General features: G+C 49.3%; 20 protein-coding genes. 13 read left to right on the forward strand and 7 right to left on the reverse strand.

The features are described from left to right. Window positions 1–38 precede the first annotated feature (38 nt). The 5 genes from aroQ to F463_RS0111615 are packed head-to-tail and all read left to right on the forward strand — an operon-like array spanning window position 39 to window position 4,096. A complete protein-coding gene (gene aroQ, locus F463_RS0111595; protein ID WP_018987261.1) occupies window positions 39–476 on the forward strand; it encodes a type II 3-dehydroquinate dehydratase in 438 nt (145 codons plus the stop codon). 34 nt (window positions 477–510) lie between these two features. After that, window positions 511–969 (forward strand): acetyl-CoA carboxylase biotin carboxyl carrier protein, encoded by a 459-nt coding sequence (gene accB / locus F463_RS0111600; RefSeq protein WP_018987262.1) that lies wholly within the window; start codon window positions 511–513, stop codon window positions 967–969. Between the two features lie 6 nt (window positions 970–975). Then, on the forward strand, window positions 976–2,325 hold the full coding sequence (gene accC, locus F463_RS0111605) for an acetyl-CoA carboxylase biotin carboxylase subunit (RefSeq protein ID WP_018987263.1): 1,350 nt from the start codon (window positions 976–978) through the stop codon (window positions 2,323–2,325). 2 nt (window positions 2,326–2,327) lie between these two features. Further along, on the forward strand, window positions 2,328–3,230 hold the full coding sequence (gene prmA, locus F463_RS0111610) for a 50S ribosomal protein L11 methyltransferase (protein ID WP_018987264.1): 903 nt from the start codon (window positions 2,328–2,330) through the stop codon (window positions 3,228–3,230). Beyond that, a complete protein-coding gene (locus F463_RS0111615; protein ID WP_018987265.1) occupies window positions 3,221–4,096 on the forward strand; it encodes a DUF3426 domain-containing protein in 876 nt (291 codons plus the stop codon). The genes prmA and F463_RS0111615 overlap by 10 nt, the downstream gene beginning before the upstream one ends. A 287-nt stretch (window positions 4,097–4,383) precedes the next feature. Here the strand turns inward: F463_RS0111615 and F463_RS0111620 are convergent, their stop codons facing one another. Beyond that, window positions 4,384–5,289, reverse strand: a complete 906-nt coding sequence (locus F463_RS0111620) for a hydrogen peroxide-inducible genes activator (protein WP_018987266.1) — start codon at window positions 5,287–5,289, stop codon at window positions 4,384–4,386. Between the two features lie 321 nt (window positions 5,290–5,610). Between F463_RS0111620 and katG the strand changes: the two genes are divergently transcribed. The 4 genes from katG to mutY all read left to right on the forward strand — a co-directional run bounded on the left by katG (window position 5,611) and on the right by mutY (window position 12,453). After that, the gene (gene katG / locus F463_RS0111625) at window positions 5,611–7,797 is read left to right on the forward strand and encodes a catalase/peroxidase HPI (RefSeq protein ID WP_018987267.1); all 2,187 of its coding nucleotides are present in this window, start codon (window positions 5,611–5,613) and stop codon (window positions 7,795–7,797) included. Between the two features lie 103 nt (window positions 7,798–7,900). After that, window positions 7,901–8,704 (forward strand): undecaprenyl-diphosphate phosphatase, encoded by an 804-nt coding sequence (locus tag F463_RS0111630; protein WP_018987268.1) that lies wholly within the window; start codon window positions 7,901–7,903, stop codon window positions 8,702–8,704. Window positions 8,705–8,722: 18 nt separating this feature from the next. Beyond that, window positions 8,723–11,407 (forward strand): AsmA family protein, encoded by a 2,685-nt coding sequence (locus F463_RS0111635; RefSeq protein ID WP_018987269.1) that lies wholly within the window; start codon window positions 8,723–8,725, stop codon window positions 11,405–11,407. 2 nt (window positions 11,408–11,409) lie between these two features. Next, window positions 11,410–12,453 carry an A/G-specific adenine glycosylase gene (mutY, locus tag F463_RS0111640; RefSeq protein ID WP_018987270.1) on the forward strand — a complete coding sequence of 348 codons (1,044 nt, stop codon included), beginning with the start codon at window positions 11,410–11,412 and terminating at the stop codon, window positions 12,451–12,453. A 3-nt stretch (window positions 12,454–12,456) separates the two neighbouring features. Here the strand turns inward: mutY and F463_RS0111645 are convergent, their stop codons facing one another. Beyond that, window positions 12,457–12,939: a hypothetical protein gene (locus F463_RS0111645; RefSeq protein ID WP_018987271.1), complete on the reverse strand. Its 483-nt coding sequence runs from the start codon at window positions 12,937–12,939 to the stop codon at window positions 12,457–12,459. A 371-nt stretch (window positions 12,940–13,310) separates the two neighbouring features. Here F463_RS0111645 and F463_RS0111650 point away from each other — a divergent pair, with 371 nt between their 5' ends. Then, window positions 13,311–14,546: a porin gene (locus F463_RS0111650; RefSeq protein ID WP_018987272.1), complete on the forward strand. Its 1,236-nt coding sequence runs from the start codon at window positions 13,311–13,313 to the stop codon at window positions 14,544–14,546. Window positions 14,547–14,788: 242 nt separating this feature from the next. Here the strand turns inward: F463_RS0111650 and ntrC are convergent, their stop codons facing one another. The 4 genes from ntrC to glnA all read right to left on the reverse strand — a co-directional run bounded on the left by ntrC (window position 14,789) and on the right by glnA (window position 19,432). After that, window positions 14,789–16,180: a nitrogen regulation protein NR(I) gene (gene ntrC / locus F463_RS0111655; protein WP_018987273.1), complete on the reverse strand. Its 1,392-nt coding sequence runs from the start codon at window positions 16,178–16,180 to the stop codon at window positions 14,789–14,791. A gap of 13 nt (window positions 16,181–16,193) precedes the next feature. Beyond that, the gene (gene glnL, locus F463_RS0111660) at window positions 16,194–17,294 is read right to left on the reverse strand and encodes a nitrogen regulation protein NR(II) (protein ID WP_018987274.1); all 1,101 of its coding nucleotides are present in this window, start codon (window positions 17,292–17,294) and stop codon (window positions 16,194–16,196) included. Between the two features lie 110 nt (window positions 17,295–17,404). Continuing rightward, window positions 17,405–17,896: a DUF4124 domain-containing protein gene (locus F463_RS0111665; RefSeq protein WP_026295544.1), complete on the reverse strand. Its 492-nt coding sequence runs from the start codon at window positions 17,894–17,896 to the stop codon at window positions 17,405–17,407. A gap of 126 nt (window positions 17,897–18,022) precedes the next feature. Continuing rightward, window positions 18,023–19,432, reverse strand: coding sequence for a type I glutamate--ammonia ligase (gene glnA / locus F463_RS0111670; RefSeq protein ID WP_026295545.1), 1,410 nt, complete (start codon window positions 19,430–19,432; stop codon window positions 18,023–18,025). Window positions 19,433–19,782: 350 nt separating this feature from the next. On the opposite strand from glnA, the gene F463_RS0111675 reads away from it, so the two are divergent. From F463_RS0111675 to mtgA, 3 genes are read left to right on the forward strand one after another with little or no spacing between them, the layout of a single operon-like run. Further along, window positions 19,783–20,232, forward strand: a complete 450-nt coding sequence (locus tag F463_RS0111675; RefSeq protein ID WP_018987277.1) for a rhodanese-like domain-containing protein — start codon at window positions 19,783–19,785, stop codon at window positions 20,230–20,232. Between the two features lie 11 nt (window positions 20,233–20,243). Further along, window positions 20,244–21,068, forward strand: coding sequence for a shikimate dehydrogenase (gene aroE / locus F463_RS0111680; protein WP_018987278.1), 825 nt, complete (start codon window positions 20,244–20,246; stop codon window positions 21,066–21,068). Window positions 21,069–21,075: 7 nt separating this feature from the next. Then, on the forward strand, window positions 21,076–21,762 hold the full coding sequence (mtgA, locus tag F463_RS0111685; protein WP_018987279.1) for a monofunctional biosynthetic peptidoglycan transglycosylase: 687 nt from the start codon (window positions 21,076–21,078) through the stop codon (window positions 21,760–21,762). Between the two features lie 138 nt (window positions 21,763–21,900). On the opposite strand, the gene uvrA is transcribed toward mtgA, so the two are convergent. Next, window positions 21,901–24,735 (reverse strand): excinuclease ABC subunit UvrA, encoded by a 2,835-nt coding sequence (gene uvrA / locus F463_RS0111690; RefSeq protein WP_018987280.1) that lies wholly within the window; start codon window positions 24,733–24,735, stop codon window positions 21,901–21,903. Window positions 24,736–24,784 lie beyond the last annotated feature (49 nt).

Genomic DNA, 24,784 nt, shown 5'->3' on the forward strand with positions numbered 1-24,784 from the left:
CATGAAGGTTGTATTTTTCTCCATGAGAGGCATGTGACATGGGCACCAAATCCATCCTGGTGATTCACGGACCCAATTTAAATATGCTGGGCACCCGAGAGCCGCAGCATTATGGCAGCCAAACGCTTGCAGACATCGACCAACGTTTGCAAGCCTTGGCTCGTGCTGATCAAGTGCGTCTGGAAACATTCCAGAGTAATGCCGAAGCTGAGATCATCGAGAAAATACATGCATTGTCCGTGAATCGTGTGGATTACATCATTATTAATCCTGCGGCGTTCACGCACACTTCTATCGCTATCCGCGATGCCATTTCTGCAGTCAAGGTGCCGTTTATTGAAGTGCATCTCTCCAATGTGCATGCACGAGAGTCATTCCGGCACCATTCTTATTTCAGCGATATTGCTACCGCAGTCATTTGCGGTTTGGGCGCAGAGGGATATTTCGCCGCTTATCGCTATATCCAACAACTCTAATAACACTTAAAACATTTATACATTCGAGGCTTTTATGGATTTACGCAAACTCAAAAAACTGATTGATCTGGTAGAGGAGTCGGGGATTTCTGAACTGGAACTGACCGAGGGTGAGGAAAAAGTACGTATCAGTCGCGCCATGGCGCCAGGTGCTGCGCCGGTGACACAATACGTGGCGGCACCTGCTCCAGCCCCGGTGGCTGCAGGTGCCACTGCCCCAGCAGCGGCCCCCGCCACTGCACCAGCTGAGGCGCTGGATGGCAAAGTTGTGAAATCACCGATGGTGGGTACGTTCTATCGCGCGTCTTCACCTGATGCCAAGTCTTTTGTTGATGTGGGTAGCAGTGTGAATACCGGTGATACTCTGTGTATTATCGAAGCGATGAAGCTGCTCAACGAAATTGAGAGCGAATTTTCCGGCACGATTAAAAAGATTTTTGTTGAAAACGGTCAGCCTGTCGAATATGGCGAGCCACTGTTCCTGATTGGTTAAACCGCTATGTTTGAGAAAATTCTGATTGCCAACCGCGGCGAGATCGCCCTGCGCGTACAGCGTGCGTGCCGTGAGTTGGGGATTAAAACAGTTGCTGTCCACTCTGAAGCTGACCGTGATGCCAAATACGTCAAACTCGCTGATGAGTCTGTCTGTATCGGCCCAGCTCCTTCTGCCAAAAGTTACCTCAATATTCCGACGGTCATCAGTGCTGCCGAAGTGACAGATGCGCAGGCCATTCACCCTGGCTATGGTTTCCTGTCTGAGAATGCCGATTTTGCCGAGCGTGTTGAGCAGAGCGGGTTTGTCTTTATTGGTCCACGTGCTGAGACTATCCGTTTAATGGGCGATAAGGTTTCTGCCAAAGACGCCATGAAAAAAGCCGGTGTGCCTTGTGTGCCAGGGTCTGATGGCGCGCTGACGGACGACCCGGCCGAAATCATCAAAACAGCCAAGCGCGTTGGATACCCCGTCATTATTAAAGCAGCAGGTGGCGGTGGTGGCCGTGGCATGCGTGTGGTGCATACAGAAGCTGCCTTATTGAACGCGGTCAACATGACCAAAGCCGAAGCACAAAGTGCGTTTGGCAACCCAATGGTTTACATGGAGAAATTCCTTGAAAACCCTCGCCATATCGAGATTCAGATTCTGGCTGATCAGCATGGAAATGCGGTATTTCTCGGTGACCGCGACTGCTCTATGCAGCGTCGTCACCAGAAAATCATTGAAGAAGCGCCTTCTCCATTGTTGCCGGCAAGATTGCGCGACAAAATTGGTGAACGCTGCGCAGAGGCTTGCCGCAAGATTGGTTACCGCGGTGCGGGTACATTTGAGTTTCTGTACGAAAATGGGGAGTTCTACTTTATTGAGATGAACACCCGCTTGCAGGTTGAGCATACCGTCACTGAAATGATTACCGGGATAGACTTGGTACAACAGCAAATTTTTGTTGCAGCAGGTGAAAAATTACCGTTCCGCCAGCGTGATATCGTACTCAATGGCCATGCGATTGAATGCCGTATTAACGCAGAAGATCCGTACACTTTTGTACCTTCTCCTGGCTTTATCAATCGTTTCCATATGCCGGGCGGCCCGGGTGTGCGCATGGATACCCATGTGTATGGTGGTTACACCGTGCCACCACACTATGACTCCATGATAGGCAAGCTGATCACGCATGGCGCAACACGTGAACAGGCGATTGCCAGGATGCGTGTCGCGTTGTCCGAGATGTATGTGGAAGGCATTAAGACCAATACGCCCTTGCATGCCGATTTGATGGCTGATCTGGCATTCCAGCAAGGCGGCACCAGCATTCACTATCTGGAGCAGAAGCTGGGTATCAGCTCGAAATAATCTTGCACTGGCTGTTACTTAAAATTCAATCGACCGAACCACAGGCCGAAACGCTCAGTGATGCGCTTATGGAAAACGGTGCCTTGTCGGTTAGCATCGAAGATGCGCATGCGGACACCATGGCCGAGCAGGCCATTTTCGGCGAGCCGGGTGATCCGCCGCCTGGTATCTGGCAGCAAAACGTAGTGACAGCCATGCTCAATGCCGACGCCGATGTGCAGGCCTTACTGGCAAATGTACAAGCTGAATTGCAACTGGATGGATTGAAATACCAGGTTGAGCAGATTGAGGAGCAGGACTGGGTACGCGCGACGCAAGCCCAATTTGATCCTATTCGTGTCACCGATGATTTATGGATTGTGCCTTCGTGGCATGAGGCTCCCAATCCAGCAGCGATCAACATTGTGCTTGATCCTGGCCTGGCGTTTGGTACCGGTAGCCATCCGACCACGCATTTATGCCTGAGCTGGTTGGCACAACTGCCCAAACCATTGTTGGCACAGGCGAATGTGCTGGATTACGGCTGTGGCTCAGGTATTTTGGCGATTGCAGCCAAAAAGCTGGGTGCGAAAACGGCTACAGGCGTGGATATTGATCCGCAAGCAGTGATTGCCAGCCGTGATAATGCGGTCAATAACCAGGTAGATGCGATTTTTTACGATTCTGCAGATTACCTGCACGAGCCATTTGATATCGTGGTGGCCAATATTCTTTCCAGTGCCTTGATGGTGTTGGCCCCCGTGATTGCCAAATCTTGCAAAAATGGCGGCAAAGTTGCATTATCGGGCATATTGGATAGCCAGCAGGAGATGCTGCTGGCGCATTACTCACAGTGGTTTGAAATGGATGCCCCCATCCAGCAAGATGGATGGGTCTTGCTGACGGGAACCAGACAATGTCCTTGATTACGGCCTGCCCGGCCTGCCAAACACAATTCGAAGTCACCGACGAACAACTGCAGGCTTATGCAGGTAAGGTACGTTGTGGGGAATGCAACCATGTGTTTGATGCCCGTTCGCATCTAGTGGCCACTGGGGCATCCCCTCAGTCTGAATCTGACGTTGTAGCAACAGCCAGTGATGCCGAAGTCTATTTCAAGGTGAGTGCTGCAGCCGCACAGATTGATACCCTGGCTGAAACGACTGATATCTCTTTGAAACCTGACATAGCGCTGGAAGAACCTACACCTACCTGGAATGTGCGTGTGGATGAAGTGGAGCATGCAGAACCTGAAGTCCCTGCATTCTTGCGTAATGTTTCCCTGGCAGATGAACGGCCAGCGCCCGTTGAGAGCCCAGCCAGTCAATGGCTATTCGTCACGCTCTCCGGCATGTTGCTACTATTGTTATTGTTGCAATTCGTCTATTTCTCGCGCACCAGCCTGGCTGCCAATTATCCGCAAACCAAACCTTTTTTACAGGCATTCTGCCAGCAACTCCATTGTGATGTGAGTTTGCCTCAAGATATCACCCAGTTAACCATAGATGACGCTGATATTCAGGAGCATAAAGAGCGCCAGGGCGTGTTGGCTTTTTCCAGCGTGCTCATGAATCATGGCTCAGTTCCTCAAGCTTACCCAAAGGTGGAGTTGACCTTGACCAATACCGCAGATGAGGCAGTGTTGCGCAAAATACTGAAACCAGCGGATTATCTGCCCGCGTCGGTTAACCACAGCTTAGGACTGGCTCCGCAGCAAGAGCAGTCAGTGAAAGTGTTACTGGGTGTAGACGAAAAATTGGTGACGGGTTTCCGCGTGGCTATCGCCTACTAGGGCCTGTTAACGCTATTTCAGTTGCGGCTGCTGGAGAGCATTTATTCGTTACGCAAGGCGGAAAGAGTCGCAGGAATAGATTTGGTGTAGCTGGCTACATAAGCGATAGACAACGTAGCGAAGCGAATCAATGAATCCAGCCCGCAGGGTTACCTCTGTCATCAGCGCTCTCCGCGTTGTTCGGCGCTTGTTGGGAATCACCAAACTGCGCTTCTCACGCCTTGATAGCACTGATGACAGAGGCAACATCGACAATTGAAATAGCGTTAACAGACCCTAGATGTTTGTCACAGGCGTGCTATTTGCGCCTGCCCTTCACCAACTTCTGCCATGACTTTTTCGAGTACCTCAATCGCGGCCGTACGCACAAAGCTTTTGCGCCAGGCCAGTGCAATGCGACGACTGGGTGCAGGTTTGCTGAATGGGATCACGCGTATCAGCGGATTCTGGTAGCGTGCCGCTGTTGCCATGGCTGGTAATACTGTAATCCCCAAGTTTGAAGCGACCATATTACGGATGGTTTCCAAAGAATTGCCCTGTAATACCTCCCCTTTACGGCTTAGCTCCGGGCAGGCCTGTGTGACCTGGTTACTAAAGCAGTGGCCGGTATTGAGTAATAATACTTTTTCGCTACTTAACTCATCAGCATCAATCGTCTTGCGTTTCGCCCACGGGTGATTCACAGGCACCACTACATTAAAATCTTCATCGTAAAGCGGTATTGTTTCAATGCCTGGCACATCAAAAGGCAAGGCAATCACAGCGGCATCAATGACGCCATTTTTTAACTGTTGCTCCAGCGTGGCAGTAATATTTTCTTCCACTTCCAGTGGCATATGCGGTGCAGTTTTAATCAGTGGCGGAATAATCTCTGGCAGCAAGTACGGGCCCACTGAGTGAATCATGCCCAGCTTAAATGGCCCATTTAACGGATCATTGCCCTGTTTGGCCATTTCCTTGATTTTTGCAGCCTGTTCCAGAACCACGTTTGCCTGCGCAATAATCTGCTCACCTATTTCGGTTGGAGTCACTTCGTTCCGGTTGCGTTCAAACAATGAAACGCCCAATTCTTCTTCCAGTTTTTTAATCCCCAAACTTAACGCAGGTTGCGTCACAAAGCATTTTTCTGCAGCACGGCGAAAGTTACGCTCTTGCGCCACGGCTAACACAAACTTCAATTCAATCAGGGTCATGGTGATCTCTCAAGGTGTTTTCTACAGTCTAATGCGATTAATTTTATTAATCAATAACATCAAAACATACAATTATGCAAATTCAACAGCGAGGCCTAGAATGCCATCCATGCACTCACCACACAGGAAGTCTTTTGGAGAAAATATGTTCGCCTGGCTAACTCAAGAATCATCCCTTGTACAAGAAATGTTGGCTGCTTATGCGGCAAGCGCATGAATCCAATTGTTTACACAGTGAATTATTATCGCAATATTTAACAAGTAGTATATTTATCATCTGTACATCTTGGTTTGATGAACAGTAATCAAAAGGAGCTCAACATGGAGAATAAACAAAATACAGCTGGTCAATGTCCTTTTGGACATGGGGCAATGACAGCATCAGGCAAAACCAATACCAATTGGTGGCCAAATGCACTCAACCTGGATATCTTGCATCAGCATGACCGCAAAACAAATCCACTGGGGGAGGCTTTTGATTATCGTAAGGAAGTCGCCACACTGGATGTCGCTGCAGTTAAAAAAGATTTGCATGCCCTCATGACCGATAGCCAGGAATGGTGGCCAGCAGATTGGGGACATTATGGCGGGTTGATGATCCGCCTGACTTGGCATGCAGCCGGGACCTATCGTGTTGCGGATGGCCGTGGTGGTGCAGGGACTGGCAGCCAGAGATTTGCCCCGCTCAATAGTTGGCCGGATAACGGTAACCTCGACAAGGCACGCCGCCTGCTTTGGCCAATCAAGAAAAAATACGGTAATAAACTGTCGTGGGCTGATTTGATTGCGCTTGCCGGGACCATTGCTTATGAATCCATGGGCCTTAAAACGTTTGGTTTCGCTTTTGGCCGTGAAGATATCTGGCATCCGGAAAAGGATATTTACTGGGGCAACGAAACAGAATGGCTGGCAAAAACTGGCAGCCAGGGCAGCCGTTACTCCGGTGAGCGTGACCTTGAAAATCCGTTGGCTGCTGTGATGATGGGCTTGATTTATGTGAACCCGGAAGGGGTGGATGGTAATCCTGATCCATTAAAAACGGCGCAGGATATGCGTGTCACTTTTGCGCGTATGGCTATGAATGATGAAGAGACCGTGGCATTGACGGCAGGTGGCCACACCGTCGGTAAAGCCCACGGCAATGGTCAGGCTGGTAATCTGGGTCCAAATCCCGAAGCTGCTGATGTGCACGAGCAAGGACTCGGCTGGAACAATCATGTCGGTCGTGGCGTGGGGCGAGATGCGGTCACCAGCGGGATTGAAGGTGCCTGGACCACACATCCTACCAAGTGGGATAACGGTTATTTCGGCATGCTGTTTAATCATGAGTGGGCGCTGCAAAAGAGCCCGGCAGGTGCCTGGCAGTGGGAGCCCGTCACCATCAAAGAAGAAGACAAGCCAGTGGATGTGGAGGACCCGTCGATACGCTATAACCCTATTATGACCGATGCGGATATGGCCCTGATCAAGGATCCGGTTTACCGGAAAATTTCTGAGCGCTTCCGCGATGACCAAGCCTATTTCTCGGAAGTATTTGCACGAGCCTGGTTCAAGCTCACACACCGAGATATGGGGCCGAAAGCCCGCTATATCGGCCCGGATGTGCCGCCAGAAGACCTGATCTGGCAAGACCCGGTGCCTGCAGGTAATGCAGCCCTGAACGATGCCGATATTGCTGCCTTGAAAGCGCAAATTCTGGGCAGTGGCCTCACAACAGCGGAACTGGTTGCCACCGCCTGGGACAGCGCACGGACATTCCGTGGTTCTGATTACCGGGGAGGGGCCAATGGTGCACGTATCCGGTTGGCACCGCAAAAAGACTGGGAAGGCAATGAGCCGGCCAGGTTACAAAAAGTACTGGCCGTATTAGAAAATATCCAGAAGCATTTTGCCAAGCCTGTCAGTATCGCTGACTTGATCGTGCTGGGCGGATCGGCTGCGATTGAACAAGCTGCCAATGCAGCTGGTGTGGCAGTGACAGTCCCCTTTGCTGCTGGTCGCGGTGACGCTAAGGCTGAACAGACAGATGTTGAGTCGTTTGAGGTGCTGGAACCAGTGCATGATGGCTATCGTAACTGGCTCAAGGGCGACTTTGTGCCGACACCGGAAGAAATGCTGCTGGACCGCACGCAACTGCTGGGGCTGACTGCATCGGAAATGACAGTACTGATTGGCGGTCTGCGTGTACTCGATACCAACCATGGCGGCAGCAAGCATGGCGTATTCACTGACAGGCCAGGTGTGCTTAGTAACGACTTTTTTGTCAACCTGACTGATATGCGTTACACCTGGGTGCCCACCGGTAAAAACCTGTATGAAGTCCGTGATCGCCGCTCGGGCGCAGTGAAATGGACCGCCACACGCGTCGACCTCGTGTTTGGCTCTAATTCAATACTGCGCAGTTATGCGGAGTTATATGCACAAGATGATGCCAAGCAGAAATTTGTAGAGGACTTTGTCGCTACCTGGACAAAAGTCATGAATGCAGACCGTTTTGACCTGAAGTAATTATTCTTGGCCGCAAACAGGCGCCTTGTATCAACAGGGCGCCTGTTGTTTTATGTAAATATTGAATCATCGCACTGTCGCATTGCTCTGCTAGAATACAGGCATGGATATTTATTTGATGCTGAAGGCCGTGATCATGGGCCTGGTCGAAGGCGCGACCGAGTTTATTCCTGTAAGCAGTACTGGACATCTGATCATTACCGGGGAGTGGCTGGATTTTCTCTCTAAAGATAAACGCGATGTATTTGAAATCATCATCCAACTGGGCGCTATTCTTGCTGTCTGTGTCGAATATCGGCAACGCTTGTGGCATACCGTGCAGCGCATTCAAACCGATACCAATGCCCAGCATTTTGTCCGCAACCTCATCATTGCATTTCTGCCTGCCGCCCTGATTGGCCTCGCCTTTCACCACCAAATTAAAGAATATTTGTTTTCCTCGTTCACTGTGGGCATTGCGCTGGTGGTCGGTGGCGTGTTGATTTTAGTCATTGAAAAATTCGTGCCCGCAGGTAAAACCACAGATGTCGACCAGATTACCGCCAAGCAGGCCTTGCAGATTGGTTTCGCGCAATCTCTTGCCTTGTTTCCTGGCATGTCCCGTTCCGGTGCCACCATCATGGGTGGCATGTGTTTTGGCCTGAGCCGGCAAACAGCGACCGAATTTTCATTCTTTTTGGCCTTGCCTATCATGTTTGCCGCGACAGGCCTCGATTTGTATCAGGCACGTGATTTGTTATCTGCCGATGATGCATTGATCTTTTTGGTGGGCTTTGTGGTCTCATTCTTGTCGGCACTTGTCGTCATCCGCGCCTTGATCCGTTTTGTGGCCCAGCACTCATTTGCAGTCTTTGCCTGGTACCGCATAGTGTTCGGGATTCTGGTGTTAGTGTTTTTTGCACATTAACTAGCTTGGGTGTGAGTCATGAATCGTACGCTGTTTAAAAAAATCGCGATTGGGGTTGCTGCGCTACTGGCAGTGTTGCTGTTGCTGGTCGTGTACCTGGCGGTGACCTTTAACCCAAATGATTACAAGCCAACCGTGATTCAGTTGGTCAAAGACAAAAAACAGCGCACGCTAGACATTAAGGGCGATATCAGACTGAGTTTCTGGCCCAAGATCGGGGCCGATTTAGGTGAAATCACTTTATCAGAGCATCAGTCTGACCAACAGTTCGCTGCCATTAAAAGTGCCAAGGTTGCATTGGCCGTGTTGCCCCTGCTGAAAAAGGAAATTGTCGTAGATACAGTGTACCTGGATGGTGCGCAGGTAAATGTCATTCAACATGCAGATGGCAGTTTTAACTTTGATGATTTGCTGAGTAAAGAAGAGGAAGAATCACAGCAGATCAATTTTGATGTGCAAGGTATCAAGGTCACTCATACCCAAGCCAGTTTTACCAATGAAAAAAGCGGGGCCAAATATACAGTAGACCAGTTTAACCTGACCACCGGCCAGGTGGCGCTCAAAAAACCGTTTGATATTGCGACCGATTTCCACCTGGTGGCAAATCAGCCCGCCGTCGATGCCAAAGCAGTGATCAAAGCCAATGTGATGGCTGATCCTGAAGGCAAACATTTTGTAGTGAAAGACCTGGATGCGCACCTTAAAGGTGCCCTGCTGGATGGCCAGGATGTAATCGTGACCGCCACTGGCGCGGTAGATGTCGATGCCGCGAAAACAGCTCTGGATGTTTCTGGGCTCAAGCTGGTAATGCAGGGTAACTTCAAAGGGGTTGAGCGTGAACTCAGTTTGCAAGCACCCGCCCTGGCTGTGAATCCGCAACTGATCAGCAGTGAAAAGGTTGTACTGGCGCTCAGGCAAAAAGATGCCAATGGTGATCTGGGCGTCGACGTGACACTGGCAGAATTAAAAGGCAATCAGCAAGCGGTAGAAAGCAAGGGTTTGACGGCAGATGTGAATGTGAATGCCGGTGCGCGCAAGGTAGAAGGGCATTTTGCTTCTCCCGTGAAGGCCAACCTGGCCGATATGATCTTTGAAGTGCCATCGCTCGCTGGCAAGTTTGACATTAAAGACCCAGCCTTGCCCAATGGTGCCATGCAGGGCCAGTTCAAGCTGGCGGCGCTTGCCAACGTGAAGCAGGAGCAAGTCAAAAGCACATTTGATTTAACCCTGGCCGAAACTAAGCTCAATGGCGATGTCAGCGTCGCCGGTTTCAGCACACCGCATATCGGTTTTAAAGTACATGCCGATACGCTGAATTTAAATGCCTTGCTTGGCAATACAGGCAGCAAAAAAGAAGCGGCTGCGGGCAGCAGTAATAAAGCTGGTGGAAAATCAGACAAGCCAGCAGATCTAAGCGCTTTAAAAACCTTATTCCTTGATGGCAGTATCAATATCGGCAAGATTTTGTATAGCCCATATACGCTGACCGGCCTTAATGTCGGCATCAAGGCCGATGGGCAGAAGCTCGCCTTGCAAGGTCTGGACGTCAAGCTTGATGACAGCCATATCCGGGGCAATGTGGGCATCAGCCAGTTTAGCAAGCCGTTGTATACATTTGACCTGAATATCGACAAGTTGGACCTGAACCGTTACTTGCCCGCTGCCGAAGCGAAAGCCGCTGAAACCAAAACCGCTGAAAAAACTGCAAACAGCCCCGAGCAACCTATTGATTTATCCGCATTAAAAGCCTTGAATGCCCAAGGCAATATACGAATTGGCTGGCTGAAATATGGCAAAACCGAAGCCAAAAACCTCAATATTGGTTTAAAAGCACAAGACGGTCTGGCCAGCCTGGACCCACTTAATCTGGATGTTTATCAGGGTACGATGCGCGGTTCGGTCAAGCTTGATGCTCGCGCTACCCCTGCGGTAGCCATTCAGCAAAACCTGCAAAACATCGCGGTAGGGCCAATGTTAGTCGATACCATTAATAATGATATGTTGTCAGGTAACGGTAATTTGAACCTGAATGTGACGGCACAAGGCACTACGGTGACTGCGCTAAAAAAGTCGCTGGGCGGCTCGGTTGATTTGCGTATGGCCGATGGCGCTGTAAAAGGCTTTGACTTGGCCGGAACGATACGCGATGCCAAAGGAAAACTGAACCTGCTCAAAGGGCAGTCTAATGCCAATGCTGACAACAGTAAGAAAACCGACTTTAGTGAGCTAACCGCGACCTTTAATATCAAGAATGGTGTCGCCCACAATGATGACCTTGCTATGAAGGCTCCGGTTTTTCGTTTGACCAAAGGTGAAAGCAAGGGCGATATCGATATTGGTAAAGAGCAGATTAACTATGTAGCCAAGCCAACACTGGTCAATTCGCTCAAAGGCCAGGGTGGTAAGGATGCCGAACAACTTGGGAGCATAGGGGTGCCAGTTAAAATCACAGGCACTTTTGCTGCCCCCAAATTTGCTATCGATATGGCTGCGCTTGGACAGGCATTGGCCAAGTCTGCGGCACTGGATGCACTCACCGAGAAGCTTGGCGGTAGTAAGGCCGATACTTTAAAAGGATTGCTAAATGGTAAAACATCCAGCGAGAGCACCAATGGCGATGCCGCTAAATCCGAAAGCGGGACGGCAACGGAACCTGCTGACCAGCTCAAACAAAAGGCTTTGAAAAAGCTGTTGAATTTTTAGTTGTGAGTGCGTTTGCTGAAAAATTAATCGCCTGGCAACAGGCGCATGGCCGTCATGATTTACCCTGGCAACAGACGCGAGATCCTTACGCGGTGTGGGTTTCTGAAATCATGTTGCAGCAAACCCAAGTGTCTGCCGTGATTGGCTACTATGACCGTTTTATGCAGCGCTTCCCTACGATTGCCAGTCTCGCCGAGGCAGAGCAAGATGAAGTCATGCGGTACTGGAGTGGTTTGGGCTATTACTCACGTGCCCGTAATCTGCATCATGCCGCACAAACCATTATGCGAGAGCATAGCGGTACTTTTCCAACAGATTTCAATACCATTCAAACACTTAAAGGCATAGGCCGATCCACAGCGGCTGCGATTAGCGTGTTTGCCTTTAATCAACGACAGACCATTCTTGATGGCAATGTTAAACGTGTGCTGGCCAGGTTGTATGCCATTGATGGATGGCCTGGATTACCAGACGTTGAAAAGCGGCTTTGGCAACTTGCCGAAACTTTGTTACCTGAGCAAGGCTTACCCGCTTATGTGCAAGGCTTGATGGATTTTGGCGCAACGCTGTGTACCCGGAGTAAGCCGCGCTGTACCGATTGCCCAATGCAAAGTCAGTGTCTCGCCTATCAGCAACATCAGGTTGCTCGACTGCCTGCTTCCAAACCGCGTAAAGCATTGCCAGAAAAGCAGGTCACCATGCTAATGATACTGGACGCGGGTGAAATTCTGCTTGAAAGACGGCCCAACCAAGGGATATGGGGAGGCTTGTGGAGTTTGCCAGAGTTATCGCCTGAGCAAATTGCTGTGCTGCATGTGCAACAAACATTGGGCATGGAGGTTGAAGCATTGGAAGTATTGCCAGTCTTATGGCACACCTTCACGCATTTTAAACTTGAAATTACACCGCAACCTTTGCAGCTAACCGGGCGGCGATCTTCACTCCCCCCTAATATGCAGTGGCTTGCCCTCCCCGATGCTATTACAGCGGCTTTGCCAACTCCGGTACGTACCTTAATTAAAACACTCCAACACTCGAGTATTTAAATTTTATAGATTGGCCAGCCGGAACACATGACTAGCCAGCTCAGCTTGATTGATTTTGAGGTGTTGCAATAAAGAATGTCCATTATCAGGTTTTACCAACGCTTTGGTATAAATGATTGGCAACTCGAAAATGGCAATTTCACGCTCAACAATATTCAAGTTATGATGTGCCGATCCCTGAATCACATCCAGCAGCTTGTCATAAACATTGTCACTTACCCGTGTATATGGGAACAAGATCCAGAAGTCAGTCCCTTCCCGGCCTACCAAATCCGAACGCCTGAAAGAGTTTTGTAAGTCATGTGTCAATGACGACAATTGGCGCAACGCCTCAGGCGCACCATAAGTTTCACCAAGGCTGTTATCGTCACCATATGCAATTCTGACCAAAGCAACATGAAAGTCATCGGAGTGTCTGATCAGCACTTGGCAAATCCAGTCTAATGTATCAATAAAACGACTACATAACTGAATGTCAGAAATCATGTTGAACCCCGGCTAATAGTTAAAGTAAAAAGGAAGCGGATGGTTAAGACTAGTGTAAAGCATTGCTATGCTAGCAGAAACTTTTAGGTAAATTTAATTTGAATAGCCTTGCAAAACCGTTCCTTTTCATCATCTCGTACGTTGTGTAAAGTGGCCATATTGTTGCAAATCCGCAACAAACCAAACTTGCACTAAGCAATTTGACGTATTCACTTGCGCGCTGAGTGCCGCATTTGCAAAAATTGCACTGACCTTCTTGGAAATGCTTGGAGCGGTTCCGAGGGAGTTCTGAAGGTTGAGCGTTTTGAGCGCTCATCCAAGCAAGCAATATCCTTACACAAGTTGTGAAAACAACATTTTTGGAGATTCGTATGAATACAAAATTGAACGTTGCAGTTGCAGCAGCTCTGTTCGCTGCCGCTACTGGCGCACAAGCTGGCATCACTATCCCAGCTGGTGACTGGACTCTGGACATCGGTGGCGTTGTTAACGCTTACTACACAAACACCAAATTTGGTGGTGATACTGGTGCTGGTACAGCTGCTTTGGGTTTGGGCGCTGGCGATGCTAGTTCACAAAGCAACATCACTACTGGTTTGCTGCCAAACTACCTGAGCGTTTCTGGTAAAACACGTCAGAACGACCTGGATGTTGGTTTCACTATCAGCATCAACCCAGGTTCATCATCAAATAATTCTGGTATTCAAGACAACGACCGCGCTAATGGCGGCGGTGCTGAAAACCGTCAAGCATTCTTGACATTCGGTGATGCTTCATGGGGCTCTATGAAATTGGGTAAAGATCTGGGCATCTACGGTTCAGACGCTATCTTGAATGATATGACATTGTTGGGCGTTGGTGGTGGTGCTGGTTCACTGTCAGGTAACACAACAACTTTGGGCCGTATCGGTTCAGGCTTCATGTATGCTGACTGGAAATCTCAAGTTGCTTACACATCACCAAACTGGAACGGTTTCCAATTCACCGTTGGTTTGACACAAGGCTGGAACGCTACTAACACAGGTATTCCAACTGTAGCTCAAGGCGCAACATCTACAGACCGTTCAGCTGCAAGCACTGGTTACGAAGGTAAAGCTTCCTACGAGTGGACAGGCGATGTTGCTGGTAAAGTATGGGCATCTGCTATTAGTCAAAAAATTGCTGGTGTAACAGGTGCTGGTGGTAGCGAAAATGCTTACTCATGGGACGTTGGTACAACAGTTAATGTTGCTGGTTTCGGCCTGACAGGTTACTACTACGATGGTAAAGGTATCGGTCAAACATTCCAATTTGCGGGTGGTTTAGATGCTGCTGGTAACCGTCGTGATTCTAACGGTTACTATGTACAAGGTACATACACACTGCCTGGTGTTGGTACAAAACTGGGCGTGAGCTGGGGCCAATCAAAATTGGAAGGCAACAGTGCTGATGTAGCTTTGGATGAGATCAAAGATAGCATGTGGGTAGTTGGTGCTTACCACCCATTGACCAAGCACTTGAACTTGGTTGCTGAGTTCTCTAAATCAGAGCGTGAATTTGATAACCGTACAACAACTGTTGAAGGTGACGCAAAAACCATCTCTCTGGGTGCGATCTTGTTCTTCTAATTTAATTTAATAGCAGAGTATTCTGCATAAATTAAAAGTCAAAAACGGCAACTTCGGTTGCCGTTTTTTTACGTAAAACATGGTTCAAACTTCAGAGATTACCCCCCCCCAATCTACTTAGCGGCTAGTCCCAACGATGTGAAGTCTTAAGCATCTATTGTGTCAAAATTTAACGCACATGAGATGAATTTCATCGCAATTCTGGCACTACCAGCAAACACATACTTAATCAATGAGGATGATTAATCATCAATCCCCAATTCCTGAATCTTACGTGTGAGCGTATTGCGCCCCATCCCCAGCTGATTGGCTGCTTCAATACGTCGGCCATCGGTATGCGCGAGGGCGCGGGTGATAAGAATACGTTCAAACTCTTTGGTTTTGGTATCCAGAATATTGGTTTCACCACGATTGAGTGAGTCGGTGACTTCTTGGGCCAATGCTTCTTGCCAGGAGCCGCCTGTACTATGTTTACCGGTATCTTCTTTTAACTCTGGGGGTAGATCATTGACGTCCACATTTTGGCCGGGCGCCATAACGGTGAGCCAATGACATACATTTTCCAGTTGGCGGACATTACCGCTCCAGTTCACGGACATCAGGTATTTGATGGCGGCTTGGGATAATTGTTTAGGCTCTACGCCTAGCTGTTGAGCGCTGTGGGCGAGAAAATGTTTGGTGAGCAAGGGGATGTCTTCCCTGCGCTCGCGCAAGGGTGGTAGGCGCAGGCGGATGACGTTCAAACGGTGAAACAGGTCTTCTCGGAACAAGCCTTGTTTGACACGCTCTTCAAGGTCCTGGTGGGTGGCTGCAATCACGCGTACATTCACTTTGATTGGTTGATGCCCACCCACGCGGTAAAACTGGCCGTCGGATAAGACACGCAATAATCTTGTTTGCAAGTCGGCAGGCATGTCACCGATTTCGTCCAGAAACAGTGTGCCGTTATCTGCCTGTTCAAAGCGCCCTCTTCTTGCTGCCGCTGCGCCAGTAAATGCACCCCGTTCATGACCAAATAATTCGGATTCCAATAGATCTTTGGGAATCGCTGCCGTATTGATGGCAATAAACGGTTTGTCTGCACGTGGGCTATGTTTATGCAATGCGCTGGCTACCAATTCTTTACCGCTACCAGACTCACCGTTAATCAATACGGTAGAATGCGAGCGACTCAAGCGGCCAATAGCACGAAATACTTCCTGCATGGCAGGAGCCTGGCCGATGATTTCCGGCGAAGGCCCAGTGTCTTCAACGGCCTCAACAGATTGGCGCATGCTCTCTTCAACCGCACGTTTGATAATCTCAATCGCCTGGTCGACGTCGAATGGTTTAGCCAGATATTCAAACGCCCCACCCTGGAAAGCGGCAACCGCACTTTCCAAGTCAGAGTAGGCTGTCATAATGATGACAGGAATTTCGGGGTAGCGTTGTTTGACCTCTGACAGGAAGTCCAGCCCTGAACCGTTGGGCATGCGGATGTCGCTGACGATGACCTGAGGTTGCTCACGGTTTAAGGCATTCAGGGCCTCTGCCGGAGAAGAAAAGGTTTTGAAATCAAAGTCGGTCCGGGCCAAGGCTTTTTCAAACACCCAGCGGATTGATTTGTCGTCGTCTAAGATCCAGATTGGCTTCATAGCTATTCTCGTATTATTGTGCTGATTTTAATTGCGTACTCTCAATGGGTAGCAATATATGGAAAGTTGTTTTGCCTGGCTGTGAGTCACAATCGATCATGCCATGGTGTTGGGTAATAAAAGTTTGTGCCAGCGCAAGACCCAAGCCAGTGCCACCTTCGCGGCCAGAAACGAGCGGATAGAAAATACGCTCTTTGATACCGGCTGGAATGCCTGGGCCATTATCGATAATTTCAAGGTGGATACCGACGCGATAGCGCTTCCTCGCGAGCGTGATTTGACGCTCTGCTCGTGTCCTAAAGGTAATACTCGCATTTTCAGTCTGGTTTTGTTGCATGGCCTGTGCGGCATTGCGCGCAATATTGAGTACGGCTTGGATCAGTTTTTCGCGGTCACCAATGATTTCGGGCAGGCTGGTGTCGTAATCACGAATCACGCGAATATAGTTGGGCGATTCGGCCAGAAGCAGGCTACGCACGCGCTCAAGTACTTCATGAATGTTGGTAGGTTCGTATTTGGGTACACGATGCGGAGCCAGTAACCTGTCCATGAGGCTGTGGAGCCGGTCAGCTTCTTTGATAATGACTTGGGTATATTCTTTCAAGCCTGGTTGCGGCAGTTCAAATTCGAGCAACTGCGCGGCACCACGTAAGCCTCCCAAGGGGTTGCGGATTTCATGAGCCAGGTTACGTAATAACTCTGAATTCGCCTGTTGCTGAATCAGCATGCGCTCTTCGCGCGCAATACGCAATTGCTGGTCCATTTGTACAAACTCCAGAATCAGCATGTCTTCAGCTGTCTGGTTAAACGTGGTAGAGATTGGTGTGACGGTACATGTCACGGCAGTGGTATGGCCACGTTGAGTGGTCAGTGTGAATTCATGCTCACGAAAAGGACCTTGTGTTTGGATGGCATTGGTCACAGCCATTTGCAAAATCTCGCAATTCACAAATACATCGTGAATATGTAAACCCTGGATTTGATTGGCGCTAAAGGCGAACAGTATCTCCGCACTCGAGTTGGCATAGGTGACTTCCAGCTGGTTGTTGAGCAGGATCACTGCTGTCGCAATGTGCTCTAAACCGCTAAACCCTTGGGGAGATTTTTGAACCATATCCTAAGTTTGTTAAAAAGAGTGAATCACGCCCTGTTTTAAAGCAAAACCCAAGCCAATTCTAACTTACTTAGCAAAGAAGGTTTAAAACATCCCAAAAATGGTGCGTGTTAAAGATTGAGTTCTTTATTCAGTAATTCGATATTCCGTTCATGTGCTTGGATTTCTGCCTCAATCACGCGTAGTTTCTCTTCATATTTGGCGACATTCCTGAATGTTTTGCCATTGGCACCTCTGTAAACTTCTGGTGTATTCTGGGCCTCTTCATAGAGGAGTCGCGCATTCTCAAGTGCTTGTTTTTCTTGAGCTAATTCATTCATTAGCAGCTCGCGGCGCTTCTGGTCACGCTGATTTTGTGTCTGGTTATCCACCTTAGGAAAGTTAGCCGGGGCAGGCGTTTTGGTGGCTGGTTTTTTTTCACGAATTGCCGGCGGCATCTCTGTAGTTTTTGGGCCGCTAATAATTAATTCAGCTTTCCTTTTACCTTCTGGCTTAATGTTGGTGTAGGTCGTGACCCCGTTACTGTCGGTATATTTGTAAATATCTGCCCAGCTTTGGTTGCACATGAGCGCGAAGGTGAAAATGTAAAAAAGTCTTTTCATGGCAATAGTTTAGAGTAGATCGTTAAGGGTATCAACGTCCGCTCGCCTAAAAACGTTGACGGAACAGCGGGCACATAAAAAAACAGGGCAGCCTGGGCTGCCCTGTTTTAGTGCGTACTCTTGCGATTAGCAGGAGTAGTACAGACCGAACTCGACTGGGTGAGGTGTCATACGCAGTTTAGTCACTTCGTCCATCTTCAACGCGATGTATGCATCGATGAAGTCGTCAGAGAATACACCGCCGCGTGTCAGGAACTCACGGTCTTTGTCCAAGTGCTCCAGCGCTTGATCCAGTGATGAACACACGGTTGGGATCAATGCATCTTCTTCTGGTGGCAGATGGTACAAGTCTTTAGTCGCTGGTTCACCTGGGTGAATCTTGTTCTGAACGCCGTCCAGACCCGCCATCATCAAGGCAGCGAATGCCAGGTATGGGTTAGCGGTAGGATCTGGGAAACGCGCTTCGATACGGCGTGCTTTATCGCTGTGTACGAATGGTACGCGGATAGAAGCAGAACGGTTTTTCGCAGAGTAGGCCAGTTTCACTGGCGCTTCAAAGCCTGGAACCAGGCGCTTGTAAGAGTTGGTACCTGGGTTGGTAATCGCGTTCAAGGCACGTGCGTGCTTGATGATACCGCCAATGTAGTACAGTGCGAAGTCGCTCAGGCCAGCATAGCCGTTACCAGCGAACAGGTTTTTGCCGTCTTTCCAGATGGATTGGTGAACGTGCATGCCTGAACCGTTGTCGCCAACGATTGGTTTTGGCATGAATGTCGCTGTTTTGCCGTAAGCGTGAGCTGTGTTCAATACGACGTATTTCAGGATTTGTGTCCAGTCGGCACGTTGCACCAGGGTACTAAATTTAGTACCGATTTCGCACTGGCCAGCAGTCGCCACTTCGTGGTGGTGCACTTCAACAGGCACTCCCAACTCTTCCAAAGTCATGACCATCGCAGAACGGATGTCTTGGAATGAGTCGACTGGTGGCACTGGGAAGTAACCGCCTTTTACTGCAGGACGGTGGCCAGTGTTGCCGCCTTCAAATTTGTCGCCAGAAGCCCAAGCGCCTTCTTCGGAGTTGATTTTAACGGAACAGCCTTGCATGCCAGCATTCCACTCAACGCTATCAAAAATGAAGAATTCTGGTTCTGGACCGAAGAATGCTGTATCGCCCAAGCCGCTGGACTTCAGGTAGGCTTCAGCGCGTTTTGCCAGCGAGCGTGGGTCACGGTCGTAGCCTTTGCCATCAGTTGGATCAACCACGTCACATGTGAGAACCAGTGTTGGCTCGTCAAAGAATGGGTCGATAAATGCAGTCGTTGGGTCAGGCATCAATTGCATGTCGGATGCTTGAATGCCCTTCCAGCCAGCAATAGAAGAACCGTCAAACGCATGGCCTTCAGTAAATTTATCTTCGTCGAAGTGAGAAACAGGCACAGACACGTGTTGTTCTTTACCTCTGGTGTCGGTAAAACGGAAATCAACAAATTTGATGTCGTTTTCCGCAACCAATTTCATTACGTTTGCAACGGACATTACATTCTCCTCAGTGATCAAGGTCTAAAATGATTCAAATTGCTCACGCAAAAAACGGGGCATGTTGCGGATGTCCCGAAACGTGAGCAAGTACAAATGGATTTTGGTGAGTCTGGATTCTGGAAATCCGGAATTACATTAAATCTTAGTGTGTAATATTAGCAGGAAGCATGCCACGCAAACATATGCATTTGTGGTGGTTTCTGTGGAACGTGCATAAAATATTAAAAACCATAAGCACTATTTGTGTGCATTGCAACAAATTAAGCACTTAAATGGTGCATTGCCTGTTGTAGGAATTTCAAAGGTATACTCGCTATTTTATAGTTTGATTCAGAAGAAGGTCGAGTTTGGATAAGTTACAAAAAATATTGAACGAGGCAAATGCCAGAGGGGCAGAAAATAAGTTGCCGTACGCTGGTGCCCTGACGCCGACAGAAGTGTTTGAAGCCATCAGTCAAGACAGTGCCATCAAGCTTGTGGATGTGCGATCACGTGCAGAGCTCGAGTTAGTGGGGCGTGTACCGCTGGCGATGCATATTGAGTGGGCTTTTTATCCTGGGATGGTGGCAAATCCTGAATTCAGCGATCAATTACAAAAGCAGGTGGACAAAGATAGCACCGTGATCTTTATGTGCCGCACCGGTGGCCGTAGCCACAATGCCGCATTATTGGCTCAAAAACTGGGTTATAACAAAGTTTATAATATGTTGGAAGGCTTTGAAGGTGAGGCAAACGAGCACAAACAACGCACTTTGATCAATGGCTGGAAACATGCCGGCTTGCCCTGGACTAATTGATTTCATATTGTATGGCCGTTGAAAAATACGCAGTGATTGGCAATCCGATTGAACACAGCAAATCGCCGTTGATTCACCAGGCTTTTGCTAAACAGTTCAATAAAGTGATTGGTTATGAAAAGGTTTTGGCACCGCTGGATGGATTCGAGGTGACGCTACAAAGGTTGCGTGCGGAAGGTTATTTGGGTGCCAATGTGACCGTGCCTTTTAAGTTTGAGGCTTTTAATGCCTGCCAGGAATTGTCTGCACGTGCGCAGGCAGCTGGTGCAGTCAATACCTTAAGCTTTAATAAGCAGTATATCGCCGGTGATAATACCGATGGCTGTGGGCTAGTGAACGACATTCTCCAGCATCAGCATACCCTATTAGCTGGAAAAAAAGTGTTATTGCTTGGGGCTGGCGGTGCGGCCCAAGGCGTGATGCTGCCTCTGCTTCAACAAAAGCCGTCACATTTGACCGTGGCCAACCGTAGTGTCGACAAGGCACAAGCGATGGTGGACAAATTTTCCAGTCACGCTGTCTCCAGTGAGACAATATTGCAAGTGAAGACTTTCGTGGATTTATCCCTAGCATATGACATCGTCATTAATGCGACCTCGGCCGGATTAACGGATAGCTCGTTACAACTCCCGGTGGACATATTTCAGGCCAATACACTGGCTTACGACATGATGTATGGGCGCGAAACGCCATTTATGCAGCAGGCACGTGCAGCGGGAGCACACGTGGCTGATGGTTTGGGTATGCTGGTGGAACAAGCGGCTGAAGCATTTTATCTTTGGCATGGTTTGCGTCCGGAGACCGCCCCGGTGATTCAGTATTTCCGCCAGTCTTAATCTTTTAATGAAACAAGCCATTAAACTTTTCTTTGGCATCTTGTTGCTATGGGTGCTTATGTACCAGGTCTGGCTACTACTGCACATTTTGTGGTGGGTAGATCATAACCCTGAGTCCACGGCATTTATGGAAGCGCGGCTTGAAGTCATCCAGGAGCGCCGTCCCAACGCAAAATTGCAACGGCAATGGGTGCCTTATGCGCGCATCAGCAACCATTTGAAGCGGGCCGTGATCGCCTCTGAAGACAGCAAATTTGTCGATCATGAAGGTTTTGACTGGGTGGGGATAGAAACTGCGTTTGAAAAAAACCTCAAGAAAGGCAAAATTGTCGCTGGCGGTTCTACCATTAGCCAGCAACTGGCGAAGAATTTGTTTTTATCCGGACATAGAACCCCTTGGCGTAAAGCGCAAGAGGCGGTGATCACATTTATGCTCGAAAAACTCATGAGTAAACGCCGTATCCTCGAGATTTACCTGAATGTGATTGAGTGGGGTGAAGGCGTGTTTGGCGCTGAAGCGGCTGCGCGCCATTACTTTCATGGCAATGCACGGGCACTTGGGCCAGCGCAGGCCGCACGGTTAGCTGCGATGATCCCCAATCCGCGCTTTTATGATGTACATCGCAGTACACGCTATTTGAATCGTCATGCGGCCACGATACAGGCACGCATGCGATTGGTTAAAATACCCTGATTTTAAGCGCTTGTTTAAGTAATTGAACCCAAATCGGGCCACATACAATGTTTGATATAAATATATGTGTGTGGCTTAACCACATCCGTATTGGATGCACTGATTAAAGTGCATCTGGGGGCCGGTTGCATGTTGACCTTAGCCCTTTACAGCGAGATGTTTCAACAAGGGTGTGAGGTAACGGCCAGTATAACTGGCCGTATTTTTTGCCAGTTCCTCTGGTGAACCTACGCCGACCACTGTTCCGCCGCCGTCACCGCCCTCTGGGCCCATATCAATCAGCCAGTCTGCGGTTTTAATCACATCCAGGTTATGCTCGATAATCACCACTGTATTGCCAGCATCACGTAAGCGATGAATCACATCAAGCAGCAGCTGGATATCCGCAAAATGCAGGCCGGTCGTCGGTTCATCCAGAATATAGAGCGTGCGTCCTGTATCCCGCTTGCTGAGTTCTAGCGACAGTTTAACGCGCTGTGCTTCCCCCCCGGACAGTGTAGTTGCCGATTGGCCCAGGGTGATGTAACCGAGGCCAACATCAAGCAGGGTTTTCAGTTTGCGTTCAATCACGGGTTGCGCATTGAAAAACTGATGCGCTTGCTCTACTGTCATCTCCAGTACTTCGTGGATGTTTTTGCCCTTGAATTGGATTTCCAGCGTTTCGCGGTTGTAGCGCTGGCCTTTGCATACATCACAAGGCACATACACATCAGGCAAGAAATGCATTTCAACCCGGATCACGCCATCGCCTTGACAGGCTTCGCAGCGGCCGCCCTTGACGTTGAATGAGTAACGGCCAGGGCCGTAACCGCGAGCGCGGCTTTCTGGCACGCTTGCAAACAGGTCGCGAATGGGCGTGAACAAGCCTGTATAGGTCGCCGGGTTAGAGCGTGGCGTACGGCCAATCGGACTTTGGTCCACATCCACGACCTTATCAAAAAATTCCAGACCCTCAATGCTGTCGTGTGGCGCCGCTTCGGTGGTGCTGCCGTATAAATGCGTGGCAACCACGCGGTATAAGGTATCGTTAATGAGAGTAGATTTGCCGCTACCGGAAACGCCGGTGACGCAGGTCAGCAAGCCCACCGGGATTTCAACACTCACGTTTTTCAGGTTATTACCCGTTGCGCCATGCAGTTTCATCATACGCTTGGGGTCTGGTTTTGTACGCGGCAGCTTGAAGGTAATCTGTTTTTTACCGCTGATATATTGCCCGGTTAGTGAGTTCGGGTCAGCTTCAATTTGTGCTGGGGTGCCAAACGACACAATATTGCCACCATGCTCACCAGCACCAGGACCAATATCAACAATAAAATCGGCCAGCTGGATCGCGTCCTGGTCGTGCTCGACCACAATCACACTGTTGCCAAGGTCGCGCAGGCGTTTCAGTGTATCAAGCAGACGGTCATTGTCGCGCTGATGCAGACCAATCGAAGGTTCATCCAGCACGTACATGACACCAGTCAGGCCGCTGCCGATTTGCGAAGCCAGGCGTATACGCTGTGCTTCACCACCAGAGAGAGTTTCGGCTGAGCGTGACAGCGATAAATAATCCAAACCCACATTAGTCAGAAACTTCAAGCGGCTTTCAATCTCTTTGACGATTTTGTCGGCAATCGCCAGCTTCTGGCCACTCAGTTGCAATGTTTCAAAAAAATGCAGTGCTTGTTTGAGCGGCACTTCGCAGATCTGGTGAATGTTGCGGTCACCGACCTTGACGTGACGTGCTTCCTTGCGCAAACGCGTACCGGCACATTCCGGGCAGGCGGTGGCATTGATATATTTAGCCAGTTCGTCGCGCACGGCGGTTGAGTCGCTTTCACGATAGCGGCGTTGCAAGTTATTGATAATGCCTTCAAAGGTATGCGACTTGCTGAAGAATGTGCCGCGCTCATTGAGGTATTTAAATGTAATTTGTTCGCGGCCAGAGCCGAATAACAAGATTTGCTGAACGTCTTCCGGCAAGTTCTCGAAAGGCGCTTCCAAATCAAAGTTGTAATGCTGGCTCAGGCTGGCCAGCATTTGGAAATAGAACTGGTTACGCTTGTCCCAGCCTTTGATGGCGCCACTTGCTAGCGATAAGTGCGGGAAAGCAACGACACGTTTAGGATCAAAGAAGGTGACATTGCCCAGGCCATCACACTTGGGGCAGGCGCCCATGGGGTTGTTAAAGCTGAATAAACGCGGCTCTAACTCTGCCAGTGAGTAGTCACATACCGGACAGGAAAACTTGGCCGAGAACAAATGTTCTTTTTCGCAATCCATTTCTAGCGCAATGGCTTTACCGTCAGCCAAACGTAGCGCGGTTTCAAATGATTCTGCAATACGCTGCTTCATGTCTTCACGCACTTTTAGGCGGTCTACCACTACGTCTACACTGTGCTTGGTGGTTTTGGCTAACTGCGGTAGTTCGTCTATTTCATAGACTTTGCCGTCTATGCGCAGACGAACAAAACCTTGTGCCTTTAGCGTATCAAACAAATCCAGCTGCTCGCCTTTACGGTTAGAGACCACTGGCGCCAGAATCATCAACTTGGTGTCTTCCGGCAACTTGAGGACACTGTCCACCATCTGGCTGACAGTTTGTGCTTCGAGCTTGATGCCATGATCCGGGCACTCGGGATCGCCAGCACGCGCATACAGAAGGCGCAGATAGTCGTGGATTTCAGTTACCGTGCCAACGGTGGAGCGTGGGTTGTGAGAGGTGGATTTTTGCTCAATGGAAATCGCGGGCGACAAGCCTTCAATCAGGTCGACGTCAGGCTTGTCCATGCGCGCCAAAAACTGGCGCGCATAGGCTGATAAACTTTCGACATAACGGCGCTGCCCTTCTGCATACAAGGTATCAAAAGCCAGTGAAGATTTTCCGGAGCCTGACAGGCCGGTGACCACAACCAGTTGGTTGCGTGGAATATCCAGATTGATGTTCTTGAGGTTATGGGTGCGCGCCCCGCGAATTTTGATAAATTCCATGATACTTTCACGAACAGACAGCCAACCTGATAATATACGCAATTATTCA

Origin of the sequence: Methylophilus methylotrophus DSM 46235 = ATCC 53528, assembly GCF_000378225.1 — a bacterium.
GTDB lineage: Bacteria > Pseudomonadota > Gammaproteobacteria > Burkholderiales > Methylophilaceae > Methylophilus > Methylophilus methylotrophus.

Excerpts from the sequence above, each read along its gene's own strand:
- aroE (WP_018987278.1), top strand. The coding sequence starts at position 20,244 with ATGGCCGTTGAAAAATACGCAGTGATTGGCAATCCGATTGAACACAGC.
- uvrA (WP_018987280.1), bottom strand. The coding sequence starts at position 24,735 with ATGGAATTTATCAAAATTCGCGGGGCGCGCACCCATAACCTCAAGAAC.
- ntrC (WP_018987273.1), bottom strand. The coding sequence starts at position 16,180 with ATGAAGCCAATCTGGATCTTAGACGACGACAAATCAATCCGCTGGGTG.
- F463_RS0111620 (WP_018987266.1), bottom strand. The coding sequence starts at position 5,289 with ATGACCCTGATTGAATTGAAGTTTGTGTTAGCCGTGGCGCAAGAGCGT.
- accC (WP_018987263.1), top strand. The coding sequence starts at position 976 with ATGTTTGAGAAAATTCTGATTGCCAACCGCGGCGAGATCGCCCTGCGC.
- glnL (WP_018987274.1), bottom strand. The coding sequence starts at position 17,294 with ATGGTTCAAAAATCTCCCCAAGGGTTTAGCGGTTTAGAGCACATTGCG.
- F463_RS0111665 (WP_026295544.1), bottom strand. The coding sequence starts at position 17,896 with ATGAAAAGACTTTTTTACATTTTCACCTTCGCGCTCATGTGCAACCAA.
- mtgA (WP_018987279.1), top strand. The coding sequence starts at position 21,076 with ATGAAACAAGCCATTAAACTTTTCTTTGGCATCTTGTTGCTATGGGTG.
- aroQ (WP_018987261.1), top strand. The coding sequence starts at position 39 with ATGGGCACCAAATCCATCCTGGTGATTCACGGACCCAATTTAAATATG.
- F463_RS0111635 (WP_018987269.1), top strand. The coding sequence starts at position 8,723 with ATGAATCGTACGCTGTTTAAAAAAATCGCGATTGGGGTTGCTGCGCTA.
- accB (WP_018987262.1), top strand. The coding sequence starts at position 511 with ATGGATTTACGCAAACTCAAAAAACTGATTGATCTGGTAGAGGAGTCG.
- F463_RS0111615 (WP_018987265.1), top strand. The coding sequence starts at position 3,221 with ATGTCCTTGATTACGGCCTGCCCGGCCTGCCAAACACAATTCGAAGTC.
- F463_RS0111630 (WP_018987268.1), top strand. The coding sequence starts at position 7,901 with ATGGATATTTATTTGATGCTGAAGGCCGTGATCATGGGCCTGGTCGAA.
- glnA (WP_026295545.1), bottom strand. The coding sequence starts at position 19,432 with ATGTCCGTTGCAAACGTAATGAAATTGGTTGCGGAAAACGACATCAAA.
- F463_RS0111645 (WP_018987271.1), bottom strand. The coding sequence starts at position 12,939 with ATGATTTCTGACATTCAGTTATGTAGTCGTTTTATTGATACATTAGAC.
- F463_RS0111650 (WP_018987272.1), top strand. The coding sequence starts at position 13,311 with ATGAATACAAAATTGAACGTTGCAGTTGCAGCAGCTCTGTTCGCTGCC.
- katG (WP_018987267.1), top strand. The coding sequence starts at position 5,611 with ATGGAGAATAAACAAAATACAGCTGGTCAATGTCCTTTTGGACATGGG.